A 2,804-nucleotide genomic window follows, 5' to 3' on the forward strand; every position below is an offset into this window, starting at 1 on the left:
ATACGTAATGGTATGGTATCCTTACCTGAATACATAGGGTAAGGAAGACAGACCCAGGGAACTGAAACATCTAAGTACCTGGAGGAAGAGAAAGCAAATGCGATTTCCTGAGTAGCGGCGAGCGAAACGGAACATAGCCCAAACCAAGAGGCTTGCCTCTTGGGGTTGTAGGACATTCTATACGGAGTTACAAAGGAACGAGGTAGACGAAGCGACCTGGAAAGGTCCGTCGTAGAGGGTAACAACCCCGTAGTCGAAACTTCGTTCTCTCTTGAATGTATCCTGAGTACGGCGGAACACGTGAAATTCCGTCGGAATCTGGGAGGACCATCTCCCAAGGCTAAATACTCCCTAGTGATCGATAGTGAACCAGTACCGTGAGGGAAAGGTGAAAAGCACCCCGGAAGGGGAGTGAAAGAGATCCTGAAACCGTGTGCCTACAAATAGTCAGAGCCCGTTAATGGGTGATGGCGTGCCTTTTGTAGAATGAACCGGCGAGTTACGATCCCGTGCGAGGTTAAGCTGAAGAGGCGGAGCCGCAGCGAAAGCGAGTCTGAATAGGGCGTTTAGTACGTGGTCGTAGACCCGAAACCAGGTGATCTACCCATGTCCAGGGTGAAGTTCAGGTAACACTGAATGGAGGCCCGAACCCACGCACGTTGAAAAGTGCGGGGATGAGGTGTGGGTAGCGGAGAAATTCCAATCGAACCTGGAGATAGCTGGTTCTCCCCGAAATAGCTTTAGGGCTAGCCTTAAGTGTAAGAGTCTTGGAGGTAGAGCACTGATTGAACTAGGGGTCCTCATCGGATTACCGAATTCAGTCAAACTCCGAATGCCAATGACTTATCCTTAGGAGTCAGACTGCGAGTGATAAGATCCGTAGTCAAGAGGGAAACAGCCCAGATCGCCAGCTAAGGTCCCAAAGTGTGTATTAAGTGGAAAAGGATGTGGAGTTGCTTAGACAACTAGGATGTTGGCTTAGAAGCAGCCACCATTTAAAGAGTGCGTAATAGCTCACTAGTCGAGTGACTCTGCGCCGAAAATGTACCGGGGCTAAATACACCACCGAAGCTGCGAATTGATACCAATGGTATCAGTGGTAGGGGAGCGTTCTAAGTGCAGTGAAGTCAGACCGGAAGGACTGGTGGAGCGCTTAGAAGTGAGAATGCCGGTATGAGTAGCGAAAGACGGGTGAGAATCCCGTCCACCGAATGCCTAAGGTTTCCTGAGGAAGGCTCGTCCGCTCAGGGTTAGTCAGGACCTAAGCCGAGGCCGACAGGCGTAGGCGATGGACAACAGGTTGATATTCCTGTACCACCTCTTTATCGTTTGAGCAATGGAGGGACGCAGAAGGATAGAAGAAGCGTGCGATTGGTTGTGCACGTCCAAGCAGTTAGGCTGATAAGTAGGCAAATCCGCTTATCGTGAAGGCTGAGCTGTGATGGGGAAGCTCCTTATGGAGCGAAGTCTTTGATTCCCCGCTGCCAAGAAAAGCTTCTAGCGAGATAAAAGGTGCCTGTACCGCAAACCGACACAGGTAGGCGAGGAGAGAATCCTAAGGTGTGCGAGAGAACTCTGGTTAAGGAACTCGGCAAAATGACCCCGTAACTTCGGGAGAAGGGGTGCTTTCTTAACGGAAAGCCGCAGTGAATAGGCCCAAGCGACTGTTTAGCAAAAACACAGGTCTCTGCGAAGCCGTAAGGCGAAGTATAGGGGCTGACACCTGCCCGGTGCTGGAAGGTTAAGGAGAGGGGTTAGCGTAAGCGAAGCTCTGAACTGAAGCCCCAGTAAACGGCGGCCGTAACTATAACGGTCCTAAGGTAGCGAAATTCCTTGTCGGGTAAGTTCCGACCCGCACGAAAGGTGTAACGATTTGGGCACTGTCTCAACCAGAGACTCGGTGAAATTATAGTACCTGTGAAGATGCAGGTTACCCGCGACAGGACGGAAAGACCCCGTGGAGCTTTACTGTAGCCTGATATTGAATTTTGGTACAGTTTGTACAGGATAGGCGGGAGCCATTGAAACCGGAGCGCTAGCTTCGGTGGAGGCGCTGGTGGGATACCGCCCTGACTGTATTGAAATTCTAACCTACGGGTCTTATCGACCCGGGAGACAGTGTCAGGTGGGCAGTTTGACTGGGGCGGTCGCCTCCTAAAGTGTAACGGAGGCGCCCAAAGGTTCCCTCAGAATGGTTGGAAATCATTCGTAGAGTGCAAAGGCATAAGGGAGCTTGACTGCGAGACCTACAAGTCGAGCAGGGACGAAAGTCGGGCTTAGTGATCCGGTGGTTCCGCATGGAAGGGCCATCGCTCAACGGATAAAAGCTACCCCGGGGATAACAGGCTTATCTCCCCCAAGAGTCCACATCGACGGGGAGGTTTGGCACCTCGATGTCGGCTCATCGCATCCTGGGGCTGTAGTCGGTCCCAAGGGTTGGGCTGTTCGCCCATTAAAGCGGTACGCGAGCTGGGTTCAGAACGTCGTGAGACAGTTCGGTCCCTATCCGTCGTGGGCGTAGGAAATTTGAGAGGAGCTGTCCTTAGTACGAGAGGACCGGGATGGACGCACCGCTGGTGTACCAGTTGTTCTGCCAAGGGCATAGCTGGGTAGCTATGTGCGGAAGGGATAAGTGCTGAAAGCATCTAAGCATGAAGCCCCCCTCAAGATGAGATTTCCCATAGCGTAAGCTAGTAAGATCCCTGAAAGATGATCAGGTTGATAGGTTCGAGGTGGAAGCATGGTGACATGTGGAGCTGACGAATACTAATAGATCGAGGACTTAACCATATAATATGAAGCAA

The 2,804-nt window shown here is 51.7% G+C and carries 1 rRNA gene; it reads left to right on the forward strand.

The features are described from left to right. Positions 1-2,790: ribosomal RNA gene (locus tag DN394_RS15425) — 23S ribosomal RNA — on the forward strand; the annotation flags it as partial. Positions 2,791-2,804: the final 14 nt, after the last annotated feature.

Source organism: Bacillus sp. BB081 (assembly GCF_008368895.1).
Lineage (GTDB): Bacteria > Bacillota > Bacilli > Bacillales > Bacillaceae_G > Bacillus_A > Bacillus_A wiedmannii.